We start from the raw sequence: 16,973 nt of genomic DNA on the forward strand, positions 1-16,973 counted from the left end.
CTACCGTGGCGGTCATGACCGCCAAGACCGTGCTGACCTGGGAAGTGACCGAGAGTCAGGGGTACGAGACCGCCTGGGTGGAGCTCACCCCGGACACCCTCGCCGCCCGGGGCCGGGTGGTCGGCACCGCGCCGCGGCCGTACTGGCTGACCTACCGGCTGGAGACCGGCCCGCGGTACGTCACCCGCCGTCTGCGGGTCACCGCCGACTCCGCCGAGGGCGTCCGCGAGCTGGACCTGCGGCGCGACGAACGCGGCCGCTGGGAGGCCAACGGCCGCGACCTCCCCGAGCTGGCCGAGGCCCTCGACTGCGACCTCGGGCTCTCGCCGCTCACCAACACCATGCCGGTGCTGCGCCACGCCCTCCACCACACCCCGGGCCCGGCCGGCCCCCACGAGCTCCTGACGGCCTGGGTGTCCGTCCCGGACCTGACGGTCCGTCCGTCCCGCCAGCACTACACCCACCTCGCCCCGGGCCGGGTCCGCTACGCCTCGGGCGACTTCCACAGCGAGCTCACCGTCGACGACCGGGGCCTGGTCCTCGACTACCCGCAGCTCGCCCGCCGCCTGGAGAGCGTGGGTTAGACAGCTCCGGCGACCGAGAGGAGGACGTCGACCAGGCGTTCGGCGGCGTCGGGGCGGCCCAGGGCGCGGGCGCGGGAGGCCATGTCGGCGCGGCGGTGGGGGTCGGCGAGGAGGGGGGAGATGAGCTGGTGGAGGGCCTCGGGGGTGGCCTCGCCGAGGAGAGCGGCGGCGGCGCCGGCGTCCTGGAGGTGGCGGGCGTTGTGGGCCTGCTCGTTGCCGGCCGAGCTGGCGAGCGGGACGAAGACGGCGGCCTTGCCGAGGGCGGTGAGCTCGGCGAGGGTGCCGGCGCCGCTGCGGGAGACCACGACGTCGGCGAGGGCCAGGACGTCCGGGAGCTCGGGGCCGACGAAGCCGGTGAGGTGGTAGCGGCCGGCCAGGTGCGGCGGGAGGCCGGCGGCGTTGGCGGCCAGCTCCTCGACGTTGGCGGGGCCGCACTGGTGGAAGACGTTCGCGTACTGGAGCAGCCAGGGCAGCAGCTGGGCGATCAGGCCGTTGATCTGGGCCGAGCCCTGGGCGCCGCCGGTGACGTAGACGGTGGGCAGCGAGCGGTCGAAGCCGTGCAGCCCGACGGCCTGGACGGCCTTGTCGGGGTGCCCGGTGAGCACCTCGGGGCGGACCGGATTGCCCGTCACCACGGCGGTGGCGCGGGCGGATTCGGGCAGCAGGCCGATGGTGGACTCGGAGGAGACCGCGACCCGGGCGGCGACCTTGGCGAGCACCTTGTTGGCCAGGCCGAGGCGGACGGTCTGCTCGTGCACCACCAGCGGGCGGCCGCAGGCCTTGGCGGCCAGGCCGACCGGCACCGCCACGTAGCCGCCGGTGGCGAGCACCACGTCCGGACGGAAGTCGGCGACCACCGAGCGGGCCTGGGCGGCGCCGAGCGGCACGCGGGCCATGTCCTTGACGTTGGCGGGGGAGAGCATCTTCAGCGGGTTGGAGGAGCGCCGTACCTTGCCGGTGGCCACGGTCTTGAACGGGATGCCCTCGGCGGGGGCGACCCGGGCCTCCAGACCCTTGTCGGTGCCGACCCAGAGCACGTCCAGCGAGCCGCCGGAGCGGGCCAGCCGGGCCTGCAGGGTGCGGATCGCGGTGAGGGCGGGGTAGGTGTGGCCGCCGGTGCCGCCGCCGGTGACGATCAGCCGGAGCGAGCGCCCCGTGGCCGGGGCCGCGTTCGGTGCGTGGTGGTCGTACACGGTGGTGGCTCTCCGTCGGGTCTCTGTGGTGACGGGCGGTCAAGGCCCGGCGTTGCTCGATCGTAACCCGAACGGATGACGCGGTCCGGGGCGGTCTCCGGAGGGCGGCCCGGCGCGGTCGCGGCCTGGTGGCCCGGGAACCGTTTCCTCGGCGCGGCCCGCTCGTTGATGAGGTGTCAGGCGCACCCGATCAGGTGAATCCCCGGGACGCGGGCGGGGTGGGGATCGGCGGCCGGTAAAGTTAGGCTTACCTAACCTAAAGGGGAGTCCGCCTTGTCCCTCACCGCCGCCCCGTCGGCCGGCGCCGCCATCCTGCGCCGCCAGCGCGTCCGCGAATCGGCCGCCCGCACCTATGCCCGCTCCTTCCCGATCGTGCCGGTGCGCGCCAACGGGATGACGGTCGAGGGCGCCGACGGCCGCCGGTACCTGGACTGCCTCTCCGGCGCCGGCACCCTGGTGCTCGGCCACAACCACCCCGTGGTGCTCGCCGCCATCCGCCGCACCCTGGACAGCGGCGCCCCGCTCCACCTGCTCGACCTGGCCACGGCGGAGAAGGACGACTTCACCACCGCGCTCTTCGAGAGCCTGCCCGAGGGCCTCGCCACCTCCTCCCGGGTGCACTTCTGCGGCCCCGCCGGCACCGACGCGGTCGAGGCCGCGCTGAAGCTGATGCAGACCGCGACGGGTCGGCGGGGCGCGCTCGCCTTCACCGGCGCCTACCACGGCATGACGGCCGGGGCGCTGGCGGTCACCGGCTCGGTGGAGGTCAAGGAGCCGCTGCCGACCGGGGGCGAGGTCACCCGGCTGCCGTACCCCTATGCCTACCGCTGCCCGTTCGGGGAGGGCGCGCGGGGCGCCGAGCTCTCCGCCACCTACGTGGAGCGGCTCCTTGACGACCCGTCGGGCGGGGTGCTGCCGCCCGCCGCGATGATCCTGGAGGCGGTGCAGGGCGAGGGCGGCGTGGTGCCCGCGCCGGACGGCTGGCTGCGGGAGATGCGGCGGATCACGGCGGAGCGGGGGATCCCGCTGATCGTGGACGAGGTGCAGACCGGCGTCGGCCGGACCGGAGCCATGTGGGCGGTGGAGCACAGCGGGATCGTCCCCGACGCGATGGTCCTCTCGAAGGCCATCGGCGGCAGCCTGCCGCTGGCGGTGGTGGTCTACCGCGAGGAGTACGACGGCTGGCTCCCCGGTGCCCACACCGGCACCTTCCGGGGCAACACCCTGGCGATGGCGGCCGGCGCCGCGACCCTCCGGTACGTCGCGGAGCACGGGCTGGTGGAGCGGGCGGCCCTGCTCGGCGCGCGGATGACCGCGCGGCTGGACGGGCTCAAGGGCCGGCTCCCGGTGATCGGCGGCGTCCGCGGCCGCGGCCTGATGATCGGCGTCGAGCTCGTCGACCCGGCCGGCGAACCCGACCGCTGCGGCTCCCACCCCGCCGATCCCGCCCTCGCCCGCCGCGTCCGCGAGGCCTGCCTCGAACGCGGCCTGATCGTCGAACTCGGCGGCCGCCACGACGCGGTGCTTCGCCTGCTGCCGCCCCTCACCATCACCGACGACCAGGTCGACGCGGTCCTCGACCGCCTGGCCGACGCTATCGAGGCGAGCTGACACCCCGCGGGAGCGCCCCGCAGGGGCGCGAGGAACTGCGCGCAGGGGAACGGCAGCACGTGCAACTGGCTCTCCTGCCCCGATCTAGCACTGGGCCGCCTTCCGTACTCGCGCAGTTCCTCGCGCCCCTGGCGGCATGGCCACGTTGAGAGAGGAGTGCCCCCGTGGGTGAGTTGCGGGATGCGGTGGAGCTGGCGTTGATCGGGTTGGAGGTGGGGGCCGCCCGGCGGGGCGGGCCGGTGCCGGCGGTGAGTCCGGAGGCGTTGGCGGAGCAGGTCCGCGGGGTGCTCGGCCTGCAGGAGCAGGACGACGACGCGCTGCTGCGGTTCACCGAGCTGCTCGCCTACGGTTCGGCCGATCCAGGGCATCCGGCGTGCGCGGCACACCTGCACTGCCCGCCCCTCCCGGTCGCCGTCGCCGCCGACCTCGCCGTCTCCGCCCTGAACCCCTCGCTCGACTCCTGGGACCAGGCCCCGGCCGCCACCACCATGGAGGCCGAGCTGATCGCCGAGCTCGCCGCGATGGTCGGCTTCGACCCGGCCACCGCGGCCGGGGTGCTGACCACCGGCGGGACCGAGTCCAACCTGATGGGCCTGTTCCTCGCCCGGGACCACGCCCTCGGCGGCGAGGTATCGGCGGACGGCGTCCCGGCCGGCCGCCGTCCGGTGGTCTTCGCCTCGGAGGCCGCGCACTTCTCGGTGCAGCGCGCCGCCGCCCTGCTCGGCCTCGGCGAGCGCGCCGTGCTCCCCGTCGCCGTGGACCGCACGCTGCGGATGGACCCGGCGGCGCTGGCGGAGCGGTTGAAGGAGACGGTGCGTCAGGGGAGGACCCCGGTGGCGGTGGTGGCCACGGCCGGGGTGACGGACACCGGGGCGTTGGATCCGCTGCCGGAGGCGGCGGAGCTGGCGGCGGAGTACGGGGTCTGGCTGCACGTGGACGCCGCGTACGGGGGAGGGGTGCTGCTCTCCGAGCGGCTGGCCCCGCTGCTCGCCGGGATCGAGCGGGCCGACTCGGTGTCGCTCGACTGGCACAAGTTCGGCTGGCAGCCGACCGCCGCCGGGGTGTTCCTGGCCCGGCGGGCGGAGAGCTTCGGGCCGCTGGAGCGCCGGGCGGTCTACCTCAATCCGGCGGACGACGACGAGGCCGGGTACCCGAGCCTGCTGGGCCGTTCGCTGCGCACCACCCGGCGGGCCGACGCGTTCAAGCTGCTGGTCACGCTGCGGACCTTCGGGCGGGCCGGGCTGGGCGCCCGGGTGGAGGCCTGTCGTGAACTGGCCCTGGCCACCGCCGACTCGGTGCGGGGGATGCCCGGTCTCGAGCTGTACTGCGAGCCGGTGCTGTCCACGGTGGTGTTCCGCTACCGCCCGGAGAGCGGAGCCGGGCCCGAGGAGCTGGACCGGCTCAACGCCGAGCTGCGACGGGAGCTGCTGCGGACCGGCCGGGCGGTGGTGGGCCGCACCGAGCTGCCGGGTGAGGGGCCGGGGCGGATCCGGCTCAAGCTGACCCTGCTGAACCCGGAGGCCACGCCCGCCGACACGGCGGCGGTGCTGGCCGAGGTGGTGGCGGCCGGAGGGCGGATCAGAACCGATCGGACCGGGCGGATCTGACGTATGGTTCGAAAATAGGACACTCCCAGTGATGGCAGGTGGTTGGCGGTGGCGAACCGAACCGTGCTGATCGAGACCTCCAAGGGCTCGGTCACCGTGGAGCTCTACGAGGACGAGGCGCCGGTCACGGCGGCGAACTTCGCGGACCTGGTCGGCCGGGGCTTCTACGACGGCCTGACCTTCCACCGGCACGAGCCGGGATTCGTCATCCAGGGCGGCGATCCGAAGGGGAACGGCACCGGTGGATTCACCGATCCGGAGACCGGCCGGGAGCGCACCATCGCGCTGGAGGTGAAGCCGGGCCTGCAGCACGGCGAGGCCGGCGCGGTGGCGATGGCCCGCAGCCAGAATCCGAACAGCGCCTCCAGCCAGTTCTACATCACCCTCGGCCCCGCCCCCTTCCTGGACATGAACTACGCGGTCTTCGGCCGGGTCACCTCGGGGATGGACGTGGTCGAGCAGCTCAGGGCGGGTGACCGGGTGGTCAGTGCCACGCTCGGTGACTGAACCGGAATTTGGTGGAAAGGACAGCCGGGGCGCCGCTCCGGCTGTCACAATTCGTAGGTAAGACAGAGCAGTTGACGCCCCGTGGGTGATTCCGGGGTGGATCCGTGGACATACCTTCTCCGGTGCTGTCCAGCTGTTTTCGGCCGCACTCCGACGGGATCTCGCCAACCGCCGGTGTGTGCTTGCGGATCGGGAGAAGCCCGGCGGTAACTTCTTGTAGCCGCCGCCACACCGGGAGCACACGGCTCCTTGGGACTTGCGGCGCGAGGGAGCAGCGAACCCGCCGTCATCCGGCGCGGCCACTCCCGCATCGACGCGAACCTTCCCCCGTACTCAGCCCTGCCCTGCGGAGGCCTCGGCATGACCGAAACACTCCTGAGCACCACCTTCAGCACCTTCCAGGCCCTGCCGTTCTCCGACCGCTGCCACCGGGTCTGGCAGCGCGGCGACCACCTGCTGGTCGGCGTCAGCCCGGGCAACAGCTACTTCAGCCAACTGCGGATCGCCCAACTCGTCCGTTGGGGACGCCAGTTCTTCGACACCGTCGACGTGGTCTACGCCGACCTGCACGTGGACACCCAGTACGCGGTGAACGGCTACCCCGCCGAGCTGGCGCTGCGCAGGGCCGGCAAGGAGATCAAGGCGACCAGGCGCCGGATCGAACGCGGCGTCGCGCTGGCCGGCCGGAGCGGGGTCGGCGTGCACGCCCTCTCCGAGTTCGCGGACACCACGGCCTACCGGCGACTGCGCGGCGAGGTGGCGGCCGCGATGGACGAGGACGCCGAGTTCCGCGTCGCCGCCGAACTGATGGCGGCCGGCTTCCTGGCCTCCCGGCTGGCCGGGGACGAGACGCCCACGGCGGAGCAACTGGCCGCCGGGCTCGGCTACATCGCGGCCGAGCTGCCGTTCTTCCTGGACACCCCGAGCCTGCTCGGGGTGGAGTCATCGGTCTCCTGCTACCACGTCGAACTCCCGCTCACCCCCGTCCTGTTCGGCCGTGACCACGGCCTGCGGGCGGCCCCCGGCCAGGGCTACGCCGTGCTCCGGCCCCGGGTCGCACCGCAACTGGCCGACGCCGCCTGATCCTTGAGACCTTGGAAGAGAGAGCTCCTTCGATGACCACGAGTGCGCAGTGCCCGTACACCTTCCCGCTCTCCCGGCGCGGCGACGTGCTGCCCGAGGAGGCCACCCTGCTGCGGGAGCAGGCCCCCGTCGCCCGGGTGACCACGCTGACCGGCGACCCGGCCTGGCTGGTGAGCAGCTACGCGCTGGCCAAGCAGGTGCTGGAGGACGAGCGGCTCAGCCTGCCGGCCACCGCCAACCCCGGGGTGCCGCGGCAGTACGCGCTGACCATCCCGCCGGAGGTGGTCGACAACATGGGCAAGATCAACAGCGCCGGGCTGCGGGACGCCGTGATGAAGACCCTCTCCCCGCGCGCGGACAAGGAGTTGGCGAGCTGGCTGGAGACCGAGGCGCACCGCCTGGTCGACGAGCTGGTGGCGAAGGGCGCGCCGGGCGAGCTGAAGGACGGGTTCACCGATCCGTACTCGGCGGCGCTGCACTGCCGGCTGCTGGGGATCCCGGCGGACGACTGGCGGCAGCTGATGTCCGGGATCGACGTGGCCTTCCTGACCAGCCCCGAGGTGTTCGAGGGGTCGGCGGCGAACTGGTACCGCGATCTGGGCTACATGCTGGGGAAGTTGAACGCGGACCCGGCGCCGAAGGACGGGCTGCTCGGGCGGTTCGTGGCGCTGCGGGAGGTGCGGGACCTGGAGGACGACGAGCTGCTGGCGACGGTGGCGCTCTCGCTCTTCGGCGCGGGGGCGGTGTCGACCTCGGCGTTCCTGCTGCACGCGGTCATCGCGCTGCTGAAGCAGCCGGAGCTGGCGGAGCGGCTGCGGCGGGAGCCGGCGGTGATCGGGCGGGCGGTGGACGAGCTGCTGCGGTACAACCTGTCGATCGGGGACGCGCTGCCGCGGCTGGCCCTGGCCGATGTCCAGGTCGGGGACGTGCTGGTCCGCGAGGGCGAGCTGGTCCTGGTCCTGATCGAGGGCGCCAACTACGACCCGGAGGTCTTCCCGGACCCGGAACGGATCGACTTCGACCGCGAGGCCAACCCGCACCTGGCCTTCGGCGCCGGCCGCCACTTCTGCCCGGCCTCGGCGTTGGGGCGCACCCATGCGGAGATCGCTCTGCAGGTCCTGGTGGAGCGGCTCCCGGAGCTCCGGTTGGCCATCCCGGTCGACCAACTCGCCTGGCGCCCGGGCTTCATCAAGCGCCTCCCGGAGCGCCTCCCGGTCCTCTGGTGAGTGCGGCTCCGCCGAGCGGGCGCGTCGTGGAAAGGCAGCACGTGCAACTGGCTGACGGTGGTTCAGCTGCCGGTGGGCCGTCTTCCGACTCGCGCAGTTCCTCGCGCCCCTGGGCGCTCACGCGGTGAGCACGGTGCGTACGTGTTCCCAGGTGGCGGGGTCGGCGGCGACCAGGAGGCCTTCGGGGCCGCCGGGCGGGGTGGGGGCGTAGGGGGTGCCGTCGAGGCGGGCGGAGACGCCGCCGGATTCGGTGACCAGGAGGGAGCCGGGGGAGTGGTCCCAGGGGAGGGTGCGCCAGTAGAGGATGAACTCGAGTTCGCCCTCGGCGACCAGGGGGTACTCGATGCCGGCCGCGCTCAGGCCGCCGAAGGTGCGGCCGAAGGCGGTGGTGGCGGCGGACTGGAGCCGGTGGTGCTCGGCCGGGTCGAGGAAGCGGCTCTTGAGGATGCCGCGCCACTTGTCCGCCGGGTCGGTGACCGGCGGCCGGAGCAGGCGGTGGCCGTTGCGCCAGGCACCGGAGCCGAGCTCCGCCGCGTAGGCCGTCCCGGTGACGGGCTGCCAGATCCAGGAGGCCACCGTCCGTCCGGAGCGGACCAGCGAGGCCATCACGGCGTAGTCGGGCTTCCCGGCGGCGAAGTTGGCGGTGCCGTCGACCGGGTCCACCAGCCAGGCGGCGGGCTCGGTGAGCAGGGCCCGGGCGAGGGCGGGGTCGGCGGCGACGGCTTCCTCGCCGACCACGGGGACGGGGAGGAGTTCGCGCAGCCGTCGGGAGATGATCACCTCGGCCTCGCGGTCGGCGACGGTGACCACCTCGCCGGGGGCCTTCTCCATCACCTCGCCGGCCGCCAGTGCCCGGAACCGCGGCTCGACCGCCTCGGCCGACGCCTCGGCGAGGATCTCGGCCACCTTCTCCATCAGCACCTTCGTGCTCCCTTCACCCACCCCCACTCTCCCACGCCGCCGCCCGCGCCGACCTGCCGGGTTGGCCCGACGGGTCGTCAGCGGGCGGTGGCGCGGGAGAGCGGGAGCGGCGGTCAGCCCAGGTAGTGGAAGCCCGGGCGGGGGTGCATCAGGAACTCGTGGTGGGAGATGTTCCAGGCGTAGGCCCCGGCCATCGCGAAGACCACCCGGTCGCCGGCCCGCAGGGTCTCCACCGGCTGGTGGGCGGAGAGGACGTCCTTGGGGGTGCAGAGCTGGCCGGAGACGGTGACCTTGCCGGTGGTGACGGCGGGGCGCTCCCAGGGGTGCGGCCACTCCTCGACCGGCTGGACGGTGAAGGGCTGGTCGTGGCCGCGGGTGGCGGGGGTGCGCAGGTGGTGGGTGCCGCCGCGGACGATGGCGAAGTCCTCGCCGTGGCTCTGCTTCACGTCCAGCACCTCGGTGGCGTAGTACCCGCAGTAGGAGGTGAGGGCGCGGCCCGGCTCGATCCGCAGGGTCAGGCCGGGATGCCGGTCCAGCAGCTCGGCCAGGCCCTTGCCGAAGGAGGTCCAGTCGAAGCGGGCGCACGGGTCGGCGTAGTCGACCGCCATGCCGCCGCCGACGTTGACCTCGTGCAGGAGGAAGCCGTGCTCCTCGGCCAGCGCCGCCGACCAGGCCACCACCCGCTCGGCCAGGCCGAGTTGGGCGTCCGCGTCCAGTCCGCTGGCCAGGTGGGCGTGCACGCCGCGCAGCCGCAGCCGCTCGAAACCGGGCTCCGCCAGCAGCCGGACGCAGCGCTCGACCAGCGCCGGGTCCAGGCCGAAGGAGGTGGGCCGGCCGCCCATGGCCAGCTTCACGCCGTCCAGCGAGCCGTCGGTGACGGGGAGGTTGGCGCGCAGCAGCACGTCCACCGGCTCGACCGCCAGCGAGGCCAGCAGGCGCAGCTCGTGCTCGCTCTCCACGTGCCAGCGCCGCACGCCCAGCTCCAGCGCGGCGGCGATCTCGGCCGGGGTCTTGCCCGGGCCGCCGAAGGCCAGCGGGTGGTCCGGCACGGCGGTGTGCACATGGGCCAGCTCGCCGCCGGAGGAGACCTCGTAGCCGTCCACCGCATCGGCCAGGGCGGCCAGCACCGGCTGCTCGGGGTTGGCCTTGGCGGCGTAGTACAGCTCCACCCGCCCGGGCAGCGCGGCCCGGACGGCGGCGGCGTGGGCGCGGAGCGCGGCCAGGTCGTAGACGTAGACGGGGAACTGCTCGGGCGTCAGGGACGCCACCAGCTGCGGGACGGACTCGGTCATCAGACGCTCCAGCTCAGTGCGAGGACGGACTCGCCCAGCGGTGAGGGCAGCGGGACGTAGCCGGCCTGGCGGTCCGCCTTGCGCGCCCAGCGGGTCATCAGGTTGGCCTTGGCGGGCAGCGGCACCCCGGCGAGCAGGGCGGCCAGCCGCGGCGGGCAGCCGTGCGCGTCGGCGTACTCGCCGAGCACGGAGCGGAGTTCGGCCCAGAAGGCGGCCTCCGACCCCGGGTGCAGGTCGGCCAGGGCGGAGACGAACTCGGAGAGGTGGTTGACCACCAGGCAGTACACCACCCGGTCCCAGCCGCGCTGGGCGTCATAGGTCATCGGCCCGGCCACCTCGGGGGGCAGGGCGGCGAGCAGGGCGGCGTTCTGCTCGGGGAGCAGCTTGGTGCCCTCCAGGTCGCGGTAGAGCACCTGGACGGGGTGGCCCGCGGCGTCCACGCCGAGCAGCACGTTCTGCAGGTGCGGCTCCAGCACCACGCCGTGCTCGAAGTAGGCGGAGAGCACCGGCGGCACCGCCAGGCGCAGGTAGGCGCCCCACCACTCCAGCGCCTCGGCCGGACCCGAACCGCTCAGCAGGGAGCCGAGCTGGGCGGAGCTGGTCGGGTACTCGTCGGCCACCGCGGCGGCCAGCAGGGCGGTGGTGCCCGGCTTCAGGTGGCGCTCCAGGCCCTCGCGGACGATCAGGCCGAAGCCCTCGAAGAGCGAGACGTCCACCTTCCCGTCGGGCCCGGGCAGGGCCAGGGTGCGGAACGCGGGCTCGCGCAGCATCGCGGCCTCGGGGTGCTGCTCGGCCAGCCGGGCGAAGGGCTCGGCCAGCAGCCGGGTGAGGGTGACGGCGCCGGTCAGCTCGTAGGCGGCGTTCTTGCGCAGGCAGTTGGTGATCCGCACGTTCAGGCTGAACTTGAGGAAGGCGCCCGCGCCGTGCAGGGTGCGCACCGAGGCGGTGGCGGTGAAGTCCTCGCCGCGCTCGCCGAGGTCGATCACGTCGCCGCGCCCGATCGCGGCGGTCAGGCCGGGGTGGTCGTGCAGGAGTTCGTACTGCCAGGGGTGGGCGGGCAGCAGGGTGTAGCCCTCGGGCACCTCGCCCAGCGAGTCCAGCAGGGTGAGCGCGCCGGGGTCGGCGGTGTCCTGGGCGATGTACTCGCTGCGCACCGCGAGGTGGCGCAGGCGGAACGCCGCCCGGGCCTCGGGGGCGTAGTCGTCCCAGGAACCGCGCTCGGCGTAGCGGGACTTGGGGGCGGGGTGGAAGCGGTGGCCGAAGACCAGGGCCTGTTCGGACTCCAGGTAGCGGTCCGGGCCGGCGGCGGGGCGGCGGTCCAGGCCGTGGGCCACCCCGGCGCGGCTGGAGGCCAGCTGGGTGAGGAACTCCTCGTTGGTCACGCCGGTGCGCAGCGTGAGCTCGGCCTCGACGTGCCCGGCCAGCTCCTGCCAGGTCAACTCCCGCTCCTCGCCCGGGCCTTCCTGGAAGACCGGGCCGGTGAAGCGGTGCGCGCCGACCAGGGAGGTGCGGCGCAGCGCGACCCGCAGGGTCACGCCGCGCCGGGGCAGGCGCAGGTGCAGCACGCCGTCGGCGACGGCGCTCTGGTGCTCGGGGCCGGAGACCTCGCGGAGCAGGCAGTTGAGCAGGGTGTGCGCCACCGCGTGGTCGGCGGTGGGGAGTTCGGTGGGCGCCACGGACCGGAGGTCGGTGTCGGCGGGAGAGGTCATCGGTGGCTCCGGCGGGAGAGGAGGGCGAGGAGGGCGGCGGCCAGCGCGGCGACGGTGCCCGTCAGCACGGGGGCGGAGGCACCGAAGGCGCCGTTGACCAGCGCGGCCACCACCCCGGCGGCGACCGCGCCGCCCTTGGAGACGAATTCGAGCGAGCCGAACATGCGGCCCGGGGCCCGGCCGCGCGCGGCCTCGGCGGCGAGCACCGAGAGGCAGACCAGACCGAGGGTCAGGCCGACGCCGAGCAGCAGGCGGGCGAGGGTGAAGGTGAGCAGGGAGTGGGCCGGCCAGTGCGCGGCCAGGCCGAGCGCGACGAAGCCGAGGCCGACGGCCATCCCGGTGCGCGGCCGGTCGGCGAAGCGGGTGTGGACCCGCCCGGCGGCGGCCAGGTAGCACAGGTGCGGCAGGGCGAACAGCAGGCCGGTGACGGTCCCGTTGACCCCGGGCATCCGCTCCTCGACCAGCGAGACCAGATAGGGGAAGGAGATGATGGTGGAGAAGACGAAGCCGAACTCGAGGGCGTAGAGCAGCTTGAGCGAGCCGGCCGGCTGCTCGGCGGTGCCGCTCGCGGCGGCCTTCTCCGGCCGCTCGGGGCAGGCCGGTTCGGGCAGCAGCGAGAGCAGCGCGGCGGCGGCCAGCGGCAGCACCGCCATCACCAGGTACTGCCGGTGCGGGGATATCCAGGGCGAGAGCGCGCCGACCAGGATCGGCGCGGCCACCAGGGAGGCCCGGGCGGCGCCCTGCATCAGGGTGAGCGCCTTGGAGAGCTGGGAGCCCTCCAGCGCCGCGGCCAGGTAGCCGTTGGTGGCGGCGAAGGTGCCGCCGAGGAAGCCCTGGAGCACCAGTGCCACGGTGAAGGCGGGCAGGCTGTCGGCCCACCCGGCCAGCAGGAAGGAGACGGTGAGCCCGAGTTGGGCCCGCAGCAGCAGCCGCTTGCGGCCGAAGCGGTCGGCCAGCCGGCCCCAGAGCGGGGCGCCCAGGCCGCTGAAGACCGTCGGCACGATGTAGAGGACCCCGGCCCAGCTGCCGTCCGCGTCGCCGAGCCCGGGCAGGATCGCGGTGAGGAAGGGCGGCAGGCCGAGCGCGGCGAAGGAGGCCACGAAGTAGCAGGCGGCCACGGCGTGCACCTGACGGCGGTCCAGCCCGGCCGGAGCCGGGACCAAGACGGCGCGCTCGGCGGCGGCGGTGGTCATCGGGCGTCCGCCCGGGTCCCGTCAGCGCCGCCGTCGGCCTCCCGGGCCACTGTTCCGGGAACCCCGGCCCCGGCCGGGCCGGCTCCCCGAAGTCCTTCCCTCAGCAGGTAGTTGGGCCCGGAGGTGTAGTGCTTGTTGATGTCGGCGGCGCCCGAGCGCTCCTTGCTGAGCAGCGACCCGGCGGTGACCATCGCCTTCACCGGCAGCCGCTCGGCCTCCAACAGGCCGGCCCGCAGGCCCTCGCCGGCCGGGCCGATCCGCTCGACCCCGTGCTCCAGGGTCTCCCGCAGCAGGCCGAGGGTCTCCTCCAGCGGTGCCCGGCCGTGCTCGGCCAGTCCGAAGGCCAGCGAGGCGGTGCACAGGTGCCCGGTGATGGTGGTGAACAGGTCGGTGATCGCCCGGTCGGTCTCCGAGAAGGTCCGCGGGTCGGTGAAGTCCGCCGTGTGGGCGGCGAGTTCGCCGATCCGGGCGGAGTTCACCCGGGGGCCGTCGTTGTCCTTGTACAGCAGCCGCAGCCGGGTGGCGCCGTCCACGGTGTCCAGCACCAGCGAGGTGTTCTGCTGGTGCGACTCCAATGCGAACCCCAGCCCGTACAGTGCGGTCTGCCAGTCGATCAGCAGCTCCAGCAGCGCCCGGTAGAGCGCGAGCGCCGAGCCGCCGTAGAAGCGCTCGGCGAGCAGGTCGATCACCAGCCCGCCGGGGGCCTCGGCCAGCAGCGAGGCCAGCGGCACCGTCACGGCCCGCTCCAGACCGGCCGGGTAACGCCGGGTCAGCACGGCCACCAGCTCGTGGCCGGTGTGCGCGTAGCCCTGCTCGTCGGCGTGCAGGATCCGCTCGGCGAAGCGCGGTTCGCGGGCCAGGACGGCCTCGATCAGCCGCTGCCCGGCCGCGCCGTCCTCCAGCACCCCGGGCTTGATGGTGCGCCGGTTGCGCAGGCCCAGGGTGGCGGTGGCCAGCGGCAGCTTGAGGTGCCACTCGGGGTGTTCGACCAGGGCGACGGTGCGCATCGACAGGGTGGGCACCACCTCCAGGTACGAGGGCCCGGCCAGCACCGCGCCGGGGGTGGCGGCCAGCGCGTCCGCGGTGCTCAGCGGGTGCACCGGGAGCGGCAGGTGGGTGCCGGTCAGTTCGCCCAGCCCCAGCCGCTCCAGGGTCGGCCACCAGGCGGGGCGCTCCCCGAGGGTGTCCACCGCGAGCGCGCCGGCCGGCACGGCCAGCCAGCGCAGCTCGAAGGAGGGGTGGAACTCCGGTGCGTACTGCCGCAGTTCGGCGTCGCTCAGGCCGGAGCGGCCGCGCGCGGTCGGGTATACCGGGTGGTCGAGGAAGGCGGCCAGGGTGTCGAAGGCGAGCGAGGCGCCGAGGCCCTCCCAGTGGGCGGGGTGCTCGCCGTGGCGCAGCGCCAGCAGGTCCAGCACCTGGCCGTGGACGGCCTCGTGCAGCTCCATGGTGGCCAGGGTCTGGCGGCACTCCTCGGCGAAGCCCCGGTAGCCGTCCCGGTCCTGCGGGTCGGCCAGCTCGGCCAGATGGGCCAGGACGTCGTCCAGTGCGGTGAGTTCGCGGCCGTCGGCCAGCAGCAGCGGCAGCCGGGCGGTCCACTCGCTCTGGAAGCCGTCCGGGCGGACCGGCAGGGCCAGCGTCCCGGCCCGCAGCCAGGCGCCGTCGGCGCGCTGCTCCAGGAGGCTCTGGGTGCGCAGGCCGAGCACGTCCTCGCGCAGCAGGGCGCCGAGCACCCGCAGGGTCAGCTGCTCGGCGGCGGTGTGCAGCCGGACGGCGCTCATGCGCCGATCTCCCAGCGGTTCGCGGCGATGAACTCCGCCACGGTGCGGTCCACCGACGCCTGGTCGGGGCCGACCGCCCAGACCATGCCGAGGTAGTCCCGGTTGGTGCCGTAGTGGTCGTGCTTCTCGCCCACCCCGCGCACCGGGCGGTAGGAGAGCCGGACGCCGTCGACCTCGCCGTCGTACGGGCCGGGGGCGGCGTGCAGGGTGCCGGCCCGGTCGGCCAGCACGCCCTCGTTGCGGGCGCGCTTGTCGGTGCGGGCGCCGAGGTCGGCGGGGAGGGGGACGCCGAGGTGCGCGTTGAGCACGTGCTCGAAGAACGGGATCTCCAGCAGCTCGGCCAGCATCAGGTCGCAGGTGTCGCCGATGGCGCGGTAGTTGACCTCGATCAGGCGGGCCCGGCCGTCGGCCTGCACCACGAACTCGGTGTGGCAGGCGCCGAGGTTCACGCCGACCGCGTCCAGCTGGGCGAGCACCTGTGCGGTGACCGCCTCCGGGTGCGCGGGGACGTAGAACAGCACCTCCTCGATGAAGTTCGGCGGCGGCGAGAGCCGGGTGTGGAAGCCGCCCAGCACGTGCCGGGTGGTGCCGTCGCCGAGCGTCTCCAGGGTGTACAGCTCACCGGTCAGGAACTCCTCGACCAGCAGTACCGCCCCGGCCCGGCGGCCGCGGATCTCCCGGACGGCGGCGGCCAGTTGCTCCGCGTCCTCGACCAGGGTGACGTCCTCGCTGGCCACGCCCTCGCGCGGCTTGACCACGCAGGGGAACGGCGGGGTGAGGGCGGCCGGGTCGTCCTCCGGGGCCAGCTCGGCGGACCAGACCTCGTCCAGCCCGGCGGCGGCCAGGTGACGGCGCAGCTCGCCCTTGTTCTTGGCCCGGAAGGCGGCCTTCCAGTCCTTGCCAGGCAGGCCGAAGTACTCGGCGGCCAGTGCGGTCTGCACCTGGAGGTGGTCGCTGTTGCTGAACACCGCGTCGGGGGCCGGGAGCTGCGAGATCAGCCCGATCACCTCGCGGTGGTCCTGCACCGTGCACTCCAGCACCTCGGGCGCGAACTCCAGGCCCTCGTAGGCGCGTCGGTGCGCCTCGGCGTGGTCCGTGAGCACGGTGACCGTCAGGCCCAGTCTCGCCGCGGCGGGCAGGAATCCCTGGGTGACGGAGTCGGTGGGGTTGAGCGCGAGCAGGTACATCCGCATGCCGGAAGGTCCTCTTCGGGGTGAGGGGGTGGCGGGGGGAGGCGTGGTGTGGGCACGCCTCCCCGAACGGCCGGGTGGGGGTGACTACTTGGGCGCCTCGACGCCGGCGGCCTTGGCGATGTCGCCGAGCATCTGCTCCGCGGCCAGCACGCCGATGCCCGACATCCAGGTCTCGTCCGGCACGTTGAAGACCTTGTTGTTCTTCACCGCGTTCAGGCCCTGCCAGACCGGGTTGGCCTGGGTCTCGGCCTGCTTGGTCTTGCTCGGGTCGGTGGCGACGGTGACGAAGACCAGGTCGGCGTCGGCCTGGCTGATCTGCTCGGTGGAGATGTCCAGGATGTTCTTGTCCACGTCCTGCGCCGCCGGGCGGTTCAGGCCGATGTCCTTCAGCACGGTGCCGGAGTAGGAGGACTTGGCGTAGAGGCGGGTCGGGCCGGCCACGAAGCGGACCACCGAGGCGGTCGGGGCGGTGCCGCCGTTCTTGGCCTTGATCTCCTCGCCGAGCTTCTTGGCCTTGGCCTCGTAGTCGGAGAGCTTCTGCTTGGCCTCGGCCTCCTTGCCCAGGGCCTGGGCGTAGAGGGCCAGGTTCTCCTTCCACGGGAAGCCCGTGGTCTCGGCGAACACGGTCGGGGCGATGGCGTTGAGCTTGTCGTAGACCTTCTCGTGCCGGACCTTCGAGGAGAGGATCAGGTCGGGCTTGAGGGAGGCGATCAGCTCCAGGTTGGGCTCGGCGCTCGGGCCGACGTCCTTGGTGCCGGTGACCTTGCCGGACAGGTAGGCCGGGAAGCCGCCCTCGGTCTTCAGGTGCGGGGCGACCGCGCCGACCGGGGTGATGCCCAGCAGGACCACGTCGTCCAGCTCGCCGCTGTCCAGCACCACGACCTTCTTGGGCTGGGTCTTGATCTCGGCGGTGCCCATGGCGTGCTTGACGCTGCGCGGGAAGACCGCGGCGTCGGCGGCCTTCGAGCCCTCGGCGGCCGGCTTGGCGTCGCCCGACGTGGCGCTGGAGCCGCAGGCGGCGAGCGAGACGGTGAGGGCGGCGGCCAGGAGGACGGCGGGGGTTCTGCGCATGACGG

Annotated in this window: 14 protein-coding genes; 6 read left to right on the forward strand and 8 right to left on the reverse strand. The window is 73.9% G+C overall.

The annotated features are described in order from the left end of the window. Positions 1-14: 14 nt before the first annotated feature. A complete protein-coding gene (locus ACWCYY_RS00565; RefSeq protein WP_345279102.1) occupies positions 15-584 on the forward strand; it encodes a putative glycolipid-binding domain-containing protein in 570 nt (189 codons plus the stop codon). Here ACWCYY_RS00565 and ACWCYY_RS00570 read toward each other — a convergent pair. Continuing rightward, positions 581-1,777: a UDP-N-acetylglucosamine--N-acetylmuramyl-(pentapeptide) pyrophosphoryl-undecaprenol N-acetylglucosamine transferase gene (locus ACWCYY_RS00570; RefSeq protein ID WP_449794644.1), complete on the reverse strand. Its 1,197-nt coding sequence runs from the start codon at positions 1,775-1,777 to the stop codon at positions 581-583. The genes ACWCYY_RS00565 and ACWCYY_RS00570 overlap by 4 nt on opposite strands. A gap of 273 nt (positions 1,778-2,050) precedes the next feature. Here ACWCYY_RS00570 and ACWCYY_RS00575 point away from each other — a divergent pair, with 273 nt between their 5' ends. The 5 genes from ACWCYY_RS00575 (at position 2,051) to ACWCYY_RS00595 (ending at position 7,811) form a co-directional block, all read left to right on the forward strand. Next, a complete protein-coding gene (locus tag ACWCYY_RS00575; RefSeq protein WP_449794645.1) occupies positions 2,051-3,388 on the forward strand; it encodes a diaminobutyrate--2-oxoglutarate transaminase family protein in 1,338 nt (445 codons plus the stop codon). A 164-nt stretch (positions 3,389-3,552) separates the two neighbouring features. Then, positions 3,553-4,995 (forward strand): pyridoxal phosphate-dependent decarboxylase family protein, encoded by a 1,443-nt coding sequence (locus ACWCYY_RS00580; RefSeq protein WP_449794646.1) that lies wholly within the window; start codon positions 3,553-3,555, stop codon positions 4,993-4,995. Positions 4,996-5,043: 48 nt separating this feature from the next. Beyond that, positions 5,044-5,502 carry a peptidylprolyl isomerase gene (locus ACWCYY_RS00585; RefSeq protein WP_345279094.1) on the forward strand — a complete coding sequence of 153 codons (459 nt, stop codon included), beginning with the start codon at positions 5,044-5,046 and terminating at the stop codon, positions 5,500-5,502. A gap of 360 nt (positions 5,503-5,862) precedes the next feature. Continuing rightward, a complete protein-coding gene (locus tag ACWCYY_RS00590) occupies positions 5,863-6,585 on the forward strand; it encodes a tRNA-dependent cyclodipeptide synthase (RefSeq protein WP_449794647.1) in 723 nt (240 codons plus the stop codon). Positions 6,586-6,617: 32 nt separating this feature from the next. Beyond that, a complete protein-coding gene (locus ACWCYY_RS00595) occupies positions 6,618-7,811 on the forward strand; it encodes a cytochrome P450 (protein WP_449794648.1) in 1,194 nt (397 codons plus the stop codon). A 117-nt stretch (positions 7,812-7,928) separates the two neighbouring features. Here the strand turns inward: ACWCYY_RS00595 and ACWCYY_RS00600 are convergent, their stop codons facing one another. From ACWCYY_RS00600 to ACWCYY_RS00630, 7 genes are all read right to left on the reverse strand, one after another. Next, complete coding sequence (locus ACWCYY_RS00600) at positions 7,929-8,726, reverse strand: inositol monophosphatase family protein (protein WP_345279358.1); 798 nt, start codon at positions 8,724-8,726, stop codon at positions 7,929-7,931. 119 nt (positions 8,727-8,845) lie between these two features. Next, positions 8,846-10,024, reverse strand: a complete 1,179-nt coding sequence (locus ACWCYY_RS00605; protein WP_345279088.1) for a type III PLP-dependent enzyme — start codon at positions 10,022-10,024, stop codon at positions 8,846-8,848. After that, a complete protein-coding gene (locus ACWCYY_RS00610) occupies positions 10,024-11,733 on the reverse strand; it encodes an IucA/IucC family protein (RefSeq protein WP_449794649.1) in 1,710 nt (569 codons plus the stop codon). Before ACWCYY_RS00610 ends, ACWCYY_RS00605 begins: the two co-directional genes overlap by 1 nt. Further along, the gene (locus ACWCYY_RS00615; RefSeq protein ID WP_449794650.1) at positions 11,730-12,926 is read right to left on the reverse strand and encodes an MFS transporter; all 1,197 of its coding nucleotides are present in this window, start codon (positions 12,924-12,926) and stop codon (positions 11,730-11,732) included. The genes ACWCYY_RS00610 and ACWCYY_RS00615 overlap by 4 nt, the downstream gene beginning before the upstream one ends. Then, on the reverse strand, positions 12,923-14,704 hold the full coding sequence (locus tag ACWCYY_RS00620; RefSeq protein WP_449794651.1) for an IucA/IucC family protein: 1,782 nt from the start codon (positions 14,702-14,704) through the stop codon (positions 12,923-12,925). The genes ACWCYY_RS00615 and ACWCYY_RS00620 overlap by 4 nt, the downstream gene beginning before the upstream one ends. Continuing rightward, the gene (locus tag ACWCYY_RS00625) at positions 14,701-15,897 is read right to left on the reverse strand and encodes an ATP-grasp domain-containing protein (RefSeq protein ID WP_449794652.1); all 1,197 of its coding nucleotides are present in this window, start codon (positions 15,895-15,897) and stop codon (positions 14,701-14,703) included. The genes ACWCYY_RS00620 and ACWCYY_RS00625 overlap by 4 nt, the downstream gene beginning before the upstream one ends. Before the next feature lie 84 nt (positions 15,898-15,981). Then, positions 15,982-16,968, reverse strand: coding sequence for an ABC transporter substrate-binding protein (locus tag ACWCYY_RS00630; RefSeq protein ID WP_380150525.1), 987 nt, complete (start codon positions 16,966-16,968; stop codon positions 15,982-15,984). Positions 16,969-16,973: the final 5 nt, after the last annotated feature.

It is taken from the genome of Kitasatospora sp. NPDC001664, from assembly GCF_053596675.1.

Coding starts and splice junctions, on each gene's coding strand:
- ACWCYY_RS00610 (WP_449794649.1), bottom strand. CDS start 11,733: ATGACCTCTCCCGCCGACACCGACCTCCGGTCCGTGGCGCCCACCGAA.
- ACWCYY_RS00565 (WP_345279102.1), top strand. CDS start 15: ATGACCGCCAAGACCGTGCTGACCTGGGAAGTGACCGAGAGTCAGGGG.
- ACWCYY_RS00590 (WP_449794647.1), top strand. CDS start 5,863: ATGACCGAAACACTCCTGAGCACCACCTTCAGCACCTTCCAGGCCCTG.
- ACWCYY_RS00625 (WP_449794652.1), bottom strand. CDS start 15,897: ATGCGGATGTACCTGCTCGCGCTCAACCCCACCGACTCCGTCACCCAG.
- ACWCYY_RS00620 (WP_449794651.1), bottom strand. CDS start 14,704: ATGAGCGCCGTCCGGCTGCACACCGCCGCCGAGCAGCTGACCCTGCGG.
- ACWCYY_RS00615 (WP_449794650.1), bottom strand. CDS start 12,926: ATGACCACCGCCGCCGCCGAGCGCGCCGTCTTGGTCCCGGCTCCGGCC.
- ACWCYY_RS00630 (WP_380150525.1), bottom strand. CDS start 16,968: ATGCGCAGAACCCCCGCCGTCCTCCTGGCCGCCGCCCTCACCGTCTCG.
- ACWCYY_RS00595 (WP_449794648.1), top strand. CDS start 6,618: ATGACCACGAGTGCGCAGTGCCCGTACACCTTCCCGCTCTCCCGGCGC.
- ACWCYY_RS00605 (WP_345279088.1), bottom strand. CDS start 10,024: ATGACCGAGTCCGTCCCGCAGCTGGTGGCGTCCCTGACGCCCGAGCAG.
- ACWCYY_RS00600 (WP_345279358.1), bottom strand. CDS start 8,726: ATGGAGAAGGTGGCCGAGATCCTCGCCGAGGCGTCGGCCGAGGCGGTC.